9 protein-coding genes and 1 pseudogene are annotated in these 7,090 nt (G+C 42.6%); 4 read left to right on the forward strand and 6 right to left on the reverse strand.

Features of this window, described 5'->3' with window-relative positions; genetic code table 11:
* Positions 1-307, reverse strand: a pseudogene (locus tag B7C60_RS18240) (diguanylate cyclase); the annotation flags it as partial.
* A 253-nt stretch (positions 308-560) separates the two neighbouring features.
* Here B7C60_RS18240 and B7C60_RS07135 point away from each other — a divergent pair.
* Positions 561-911, forward strand: coding sequence for a hypothetical protein (locus tag B7C60_RS07135; RefSeq protein WP_099611054.1), 351 nt, complete (start codon positions 561-563; stop codon positions 909-911).
* A gap of 111 nt (positions 912-1,022) precedes the next feature.
* Positions 1,023-1,157, forward strand: a complete 135-nt coding sequence (locus tag B7C60_RS19985) for a hypothetical protein (RefSeq protein ID WP_099611055.1) — start codon at positions 1,023-1,025, stop codon at positions 1,155-1,157.
* Between the two features lie 58 nt (positions 1,158-1,215).
* On the opposite strand, the gene B7C60_RS07145 is transcribed toward B7C60_RS19985, so the two are convergent.
* Entirely contained in the window at positions 1,216-1,803 is a 588-nt protein-coding gene (locus B7C60_RS07145; RefSeq protein ID WP_099611056.1) for a glutaredoxin family protein, read from the reverse strand.
* A gap of 170 nt (positions 1,804-1,973) precedes the next feature.
* A complete protein-coding gene (locus tag B7C60_RS07150) occupies positions 1,974-2,906 on the reverse strand; it encodes a porin (RefSeq protein WP_099611057.1) in 933 nt (310 codons plus the stop codon).
* A gap of 271 nt (positions 2,907-3,177) precedes the next feature.
* On the opposite strand from B7C60_RS07150, the gene B7C60_RS07155 reads away from it, so the two are divergent.
* On the forward strand, positions 3,178-3,792 hold the full coding sequence (locus B7C60_RS07155; RefSeq protein WP_099611058.1) for a fumarylacetoacetate hydrolase family protein: 615 nt from the start codon (positions 3,178-3,180) through the stop codon (positions 3,790-3,792).
* A gap of 63 nt (positions 3,793-3,855) precedes the next feature.
* Here B7C60_RS07155 and B7C60_RS07160 read toward each other — a convergent pair whose 3' ends face one another.
* Together B7C60_RS07160 and B7C60_RS07165 are read right to left on the reverse strand one after the other, a co-directional pair.
* Positions 3,856-4,173 carry an AzlD domain-containing protein gene (locus tag B7C60_RS07160; protein WP_099611059.1) on the reverse strand — a complete coding sequence of 106 codons (318 nt, stop codon included), beginning with the start codon at positions 4,171-4,173 and terminating at the stop codon, positions 3,856-3,858.
* Positions 4,170-4,892: an AzlC family ABC transporter permease gene (locus B7C60_RS07165; RefSeq protein WP_170887406.1), complete on the reverse strand. Its 723-nt coding sequence runs from the start codon at positions 4,890-4,892 to the stop codon at positions 4,170-4,172. Before B7C60_RS07165 ends, B7C60_RS07160 begins: the two co-directional genes overlap by 4 nt.
* A 227-nt stretch (positions 4,893-5,119) precedes the next feature.
* Between B7C60_RS07165 and B7C60_RS07170 the strand changes: the two genes are divergently transcribed.
* Complete coding sequence (locus tag B7C60_RS07170) at positions 5,120-5,767, forward strand: LysE family translocator (protein ID WP_099611060.1); 648 nt, start codon at positions 5,120-5,122, stop codon at positions 5,765-5,767.
* A 42-nt stretch (positions 5,768-5,809) separates the two neighbouring features.
* Here the strand turns inward: B7C60_RS07170 and B7C60_RS07175 are convergent.
* Positions 5,810-7,090 (reverse strand): phospho-sugar mutase (locus tag B7C60_RS07175; RefSeq protein WP_245868787.1); only part of this gene is annotated, 1,281 nt, incomplete at its 5' end.

Consider the following 7,090-nt stretch of genomic DNA (forward strand, 5'->3'; position numbering starts at 1 on the left):
GGGCAAAAGTCGAGAGAGAGTGCTCAGTGATGAGCGAAAATTCTTGCTTAGAATGTGCAATGTGCTCGAAGAGACTTCCTTTTATCATATAGCAATGGGTAGATGCTGGGTTATTTCCTGCGTAAGCAAGCATCACCGCTTTATAGTTTAATTTATCGATCTCCAATAGCTGGGTTGTCTCGGTCTGAAAGTGAGTATGTAAACTCAATACGGATTGTTCATAGAGAGACTTACCGTCAAGCAACAGCAATTTATTCACTGTCTCTAAACTGACAGCATCTCTAGCCAAGGTGCTGGTGGTTATCATAGCTTGCTCACTGTACGGTTTAAAGGAAACTACCTAGTCTTAATATAATTTGATGGTGCTAATCATTGATCATATGCATAGAGAAACTATGGATGAAGATGCATGGATTTGCCACTTTATGACTCTACGACTTTCGGAGCGATTGGGTGGTAATGATAGCCAGACATGGAGGAGACGTCGGGAAGTATTTGAATTCTGTACCTTGTCGGCGTTCAGTATATAATCTCCCCTCAAATAATTTTGGGGGATAATAATGCAGCAAAAACAATTTGAGGCTCTGGTGAAAAACCTTTGTCAACAGCCAAATTTGCCACAGGCTCTGGAAGTATTAAAAACGCATGACGAGTCTGATATTGCCGAAGCCGCGCAAGCGTTAACCGGACAGTTTGCTTTGGCTACCGTTGATGGAGAAAAGCGTATCTATCATGTGACACAAGAAGAAAATGAGCAAGGTGAAGAGCAAGAGTTTATTGAGCATGTGATGAACGAAGGGGACGATGTAATTAGGTTTATCGCTTGGTTTTTTGATTCACAATTTTCGATTAAGGCTAAAGAGACTTATAAAGCTGCGGGAAAAACTTACCAGCAACCAAAACGAAATTAGATTGTAATAAAATAACTAAATTTATGTGATTCATGGCTTTTTTTTGCCTTATTGTGTGATATATTTACTTTGTTTGGTAATTAATTTACGTAATTATTGTAGGAGATTGTCATGGGTAACGATTTAGGTACCGTCTATATGGGCCAAATCATCGCGAAACAAATGATGCATGAAGCCCTCTATGGCAAAGCTAAACCAAAGAAAAAATCTTTCATCAAAAACGTGTGGAAGAAAATGAGCAAATAACTTTGCCTAAACAGAATATGAAAAGCCCCGAGTGAATGCTCGGGGTTTTTGCGTGACGTTATACTCGGGATGATTGACTCGTAGAGGAGTCGGCTAGCCATTGAGTCAACGCATCGTAGCCCCCGATGTATTGGCTATCAAGCCAGATTTGTGGCACTGTGACAGGGGTTTTCGGGCCAATCATTGCTTTTACTTCGGGAATCATCCGGTAGAGCGCCGCACTGTCTTTTATCACATCAAAATATTGAAAAGAAATACTTGCCTCGTGAAGTGCTTGCTGGGCTTTTTGGCAATAAGGACAGCCCGCTTTACCAAATATAATATTCCCTTGCAGAGATTGACGTTTGCGCCACTCGTTTATGACAGCTTGTATAAGCACACCACGATTCATCGCCTCACCTTGACTGATCAATTTACCTTCAACAACCACAATTGGTGCATGCCAAGCGCCGAATTTCAATGGTTCCCACCAATGGCTAAGCCACTCTTTTGTTTGTAGATTGATCTCCACGTCGGACAGTTCATGGTTGAAGGTGTCTTTGAGAATATCGAGCGTTAAGGTGCACTCACCACAAGGTATTTTGACTTTAAATGGTCCAAATTGACCAGCCCAACGGTATAAAGTGATATTGATAGGAGTTGCCATGTTGGTGATCTCGATAAATGAGTATTTAAGTAGATAAGCTCGATTGAGCAGCACATCTAATGTATCTGAATATAATCAAGATAGCTGAGATCACTGTTCATTGCAGTGAAAAAAGCCTCCCGGTGAGAGAGGCTAAGCAAAAGGACAGTATTTATGGAGTAGACGAGAAACTAGAAATCGTAACGGATGCCTGCTTGGAGTTGATCATCTTTATTGTTCAGCTGCTCAAATTTGTAACCAGCATACGTTCGAATATTGCCGTTAAATTTATAGACCGCTTCGATAGCAAAGTTTTTCGCTAGATCGGTATTGGTATCATCATTTTCTTGGAAGTTATACACACCGACTAAATCAAGCTGTTTATTGGCTTTAAATTTAGCGGCAAGTTCATAACCGATAATATCTTCAGACGATTTTTCTCCTTTGACAAAGAGCGCCGCTAGGCTGAGAGAGTCTGTTGGTGTTATGGAAGCAGCAAGGTTGAACTGTTTGTCATCATTGTCTTGTCCGACATAGCCTAAGCCGAGTGTAAACATGTTGAAGTCGTATTTAAGAGCAATACCGAAACTGCTGTCATCATCGCCATTGGCCTGTTTTTTCTCTCCAGCAAGATAGTTAGCTTGGACTGATAATGCATCAAATTTAGCGCTATAAAGGAAGTTATTGGTGCGTTTATCTTTATTGCCGTCAACAATGTCAGCGGCATCGGCACCAAAGGTTGCCATGATATCGGTGAAGTTTGTGAGCATTACTTGTGCAGAATCTTGTTTGCCATATGAGAATGCTCCGAGAGAAGTACCAAGCCCAGCAAAGAAGTAGCGATTAGTTAAATTGTCACTGCCATCTAATTCCGCTTCGTATTGACCAAAACCGTACAGATCGTCAGCAATGGTGGTTTTACCCACTAAATTGAACCGAGCACGTGATTTATCTTTAAATTTAGTCGAGCTATCCGACTCGTTATTATCAGATATATTGAAGCGTGCTTCTGCACGACCGCCCACTTTGAGTTCTGTACCCTCTGCTTTATACACAGTGGCTGCCATCGCGGAACCAGAAGCGAGAGCGGCGAAGATTGCGGTTGCTACTACTGCTTGTTTCATTGTTATTACCTTATTGATAGTGAATTGAGCTTCATGCCCTATGTTTTGGTTGAGAATAAGTTAAGATTTTAAAATGACGATTTGATTGCTTAATTGTGACGATTAGGTTTTGTTTTTATTGAATAAAAATGAATATGTTTGGTGATGAAGCGCGGACTATTGCCGCATATTGAGTCAGGGATCTTATTTCTATTAGGATTTTTAGCGTGAAGGTTGGTGATTAAAAAAGATCGGTTACACTTTGTTTTTACTCATCATTCAAGGACGAGAAATGAACGCCGTACGTTATGCAGGACAGTTAGTCTATCCATCAAAGGTACTGTGTGTCGGGCGCAATTATGCTGACCATATCAAAGAGCTGAATAATCCCTTCCCAGAACAGATGGTGGTGTTTAATAAACCGAACAGCAGTATTACTTCCACCTTACGGGCTTTCCATCAAGAAGCTTTACATTACGAAACTGAAATCTGCTTTTTGGTGGAAAATGGTCTTTATACTGCGGTAGGCTTGGGATTAGACTTAACGAAACGGACTTTACAATCACAGTTGAAACAGAAACAGTTACCGTGGGAGCGAGCCAAAGCCTTTGATGGTTCAGCGGTGTTAAGTCGATTTATTCCATTGCCAGGCGTAAATATCTCTGATTTACAACTGGAACTATTTATTAATAGCGTCCGAGTACAAGGTGGCGGTGTGGCACAGATGATTTATAAACCAGACGCAATTTTGGCTGAGTTAAAAACATATACCTCCGTGTGCGATAACGACATTGTGATGACTGGTACGCCCCAAGGCGTTGGCGAAGTGCATCAGGGGGATCGATTTTTAGGGCGTTTAAAATGTGCTGATCAAGTCTTGATAGAAGTTGAATGGCTGGCAGAGTAGCCAGCCGAGTGAGTTGAAGAATCCACTCCTAAATTGGTGTGGTTGACGAAGCAACATTTCGTTTCAAGACAGGAGTACGATATTGAGCAATAAAAACATTGCCATGCTAATAAGAGTGGTGAGTAGTACATTGCTGGTTTTCCACGCCAATATTACCGCCAGTAGTGCCGCCCACAGATAAGGGTTGTGGTGGGTTATCCAAAGTGTGCCTTTATGAGTAAAGACAATAGGGGCCCAAATGGCGGTTAATACTGCAGGGCCTGAGTAGCTTAGTAAGCGGTGCAATGTTGGGCTGAGGCGAAGAGGAAGATGAGGCTCTAAAAATAAATACCGGCTTAAGAACACCAACGCTGCCATCGCAAAAATAAACAGGATAATCATACTTTTCCTCCGGTCATTTGTTCGGTGAAAAATCCCGCTAACATAGCGCCAATGCTGGCGATCATTAAACTTCCTTGCACATGAAAGACGGTTAACCCGACTGAAAGTATCAGTGCGACGAGTATGGAAACTAAAACGGCTCGATTTTTCACCGTGGGAATGACAATCGCGATAAAGGTTGCTGCCACCGCAAAATCCAAGCCTAATTCATTTAAAGCGGGTAAGTATTGCCCTGCAATAATGCCCACCAAAGTGGCGAGGTTCCAGCATAAATAAAAACTCAGCCCTGCCCCTAATGCATACCAGCGCTGAAATTGCTGATCACTTTGTTGCCCACAAATAGCAAATAATTCATCGGTGAGAAGAAAGCCAAGCGTTAAACGCCAACGAAGAGGCAGCGGGCTTATTTTCTTACGCATGGAGACGCTGTAGAGGAAATGGCGAGAAGTAATAAAAAAGGTGGTCATCAGCAGGGTCATTAATCCCGCGCCCGTTTTCATCATTCCGATAGCAACCAACTGTGCGGAGCCGGCAAAGAGAATCGCCGAAAGAGCCTGACCTTCTAATAAGGTTAAACCGGCATCAATCGCAAAGGAACCTGCTAATAATCCCCAAGGTAAAACGGCGATACTGAGTGGTAACATGGCAAGACAGCCTTGCCAGAATAAGCGTGACTGAGACTCTATTTCAGTGTGTTGTGACAAAATGTGGTTACTCATAAATCATCCTAATCAATAGGCTGACTGTATCTTGTTGCCTTGACAAAATACAGTGTGAAAACCTTATCTAACCACCATTGAACAACAAATACTTGTACAAAATTTCGCCTGATTTTTTTATTGAAGTAATTGACTGGATACTTTGTCAATATATTACTTATATAATTATGTTTTTCTTATTTATTGATATAAAATTTCTGGTTTTATTTATTATATGAAAGATAGTAATGATTGATTTATCGATTCTTCCTGTGTATCTCACGGCGGTGATTGCCTTGCTGTTATTACCTGGCCCAGATATGTTATTGATTGCCAGCTCTAGTTTGAGTTATGGACGTAGAGTCGGAGTTTTTGCTAGCTTAGGCAATGCCACTTCTGGTGTGATTTTAACTTTACTGGCAGCACTAGGCGTCTCCACCATGGTTGCTATGAATCCGATGGCATTGACAATTCTACAGTTATTGGGTGGGGCGTATTTATTGAAAATGGGCATCGATTGTCTGCGGGCGACTGAGCATTCAGCGGTGACGGTGGCGATTGAATCAAAATTGGCAAAAACGTTTTATCAACGAGCCTTATTGAGTAATTTACTTAATCCTAAGGCATTGGTTTTCTTTGTTATGTTTTTGCCTCAGTTTGTTTCTCATAAGATAGCCGCCAGCTCAGGTGAGCAAATGCTCGCGTTGGGTATTTTACTCAATATTTGTGGGTTATTATTTAATTTATCATTAGTTGCCTTGGTGGGTTTATTCGGTAACACATTGTTAGAAAATGATAAATTTCGATGTTATCAACATAAATTGATGGGGACGATTTTTTTGCTCTTGGCACTCTGGATGGTTAGCGGGATTGTCATCCCTTTCTTGAATAGTTAAAGAGCCCAACCTCTGTGATGAGGTTGAGCTTCTGCGCTTAGATTATAGGCTTTTTTGATGCTCACTAATCAATAGCGCCATCTGTTCTTCTGCTCGTTGCTGAGCATCACTGAAGCTTTCATGATCATCAAAACTGCCGATCACCTCATAGTAACATTTGAGCTTTGGTTCAGTACCTGAAGGTCGTACAATCACCCGAGCGCCGTTGGCCAAGTGGTAAATGAGTACATCACTGCTGGGTAACGTCAGTGTTTCACTTGAGCCATCTTGATGGTGACGAAGCGCGTGTTTGAGATCGTCCCAGCTTAAGATAGCTTGACCTGCAATCGATTGAGGTGGCGCTGCACGTAGTTGATCGCCAATGGGGGGGGTATCCGGATCCAGCGCAATACTACGCTGAGCGGTGACATATAAACCATGCTGACGGTAAAGAGATTCAAGCTGATCCCAAATTGTTTTTCCTTGGCTATATAACTCTGCGGCAAGTTGCGCAAAGGCAACCATGGCAGATAAGCCATCTTTATCCCAAACGGTATTGCCAACGGTGTAACCCAAGGCTTCTTCGTAGGCAAATAAGAAAGGATGCTGCTCGCTTTGTTGCTGCATGGCAATATTGGTTAACCATTTGAACCCGGTCAAGGTTTGATAATATTTCGCACCATGAGCGTGGGCTATTTTATGTAATAGGCTAGACGATACGATGGTATTTCCAACCAGAGGCTGCTGTTGATGAGTCTGATTGAGCAAGTAGTGGCCCAGTAACGCCCCGACTTGATCGCCCGTTAACATTTGGTATTCCCCGTTCAATTTACGGATAGCGACCGCAAACCGATCAGCGTCAGGATCATTGGCACAAGCTAGTTGAGCATTAACCGAACTGGCTAATGCAATGACTCGATCCATCGCGCCCGCTTCTTCTGGATTTGGGAAATGTACGGTAGGAAAAGTACCATCGGGTTCGCGCTGTTCTTGCACGCTGTACACCTGAGTAAAACCCGCATCCGCTAGTAACGTTTCCGCCATTTCAGCGCCAACACCATGCATCGCCGTATAGGCCAATGTGATATTTTCTGGGTGAGTGTGATTTTGAAGAAGTGGGCTGGCATTAATGGTTTGGCGGTAAGTCTGGTAATAATTTTCTTCCAGCCAAACCAGTAGACCTTGTTGCTCTGCTGTCTTCAAATCTAGCGTTAGAATTTCTTGCACTGCCGCCAGTTCGATCTCTGCCGCAATGCCTGCATCATGAGGCGGAATGATTTGTGCGCCATTTCCCCAATAAACTTTAAAACCATTATACTCGGGAGGGTTATGGCTGGCAGTCAC

The organism is Vibrio fujianensis, from assembly GCF_002749895.1.
Taxonomy (GTDB): domain Bacteria; phylum Pseudomonadota; class Gammaproteobacteria; order Enterobacterales; family Vibrionaceae; genus Vibrio; species Vibrio fujianensis.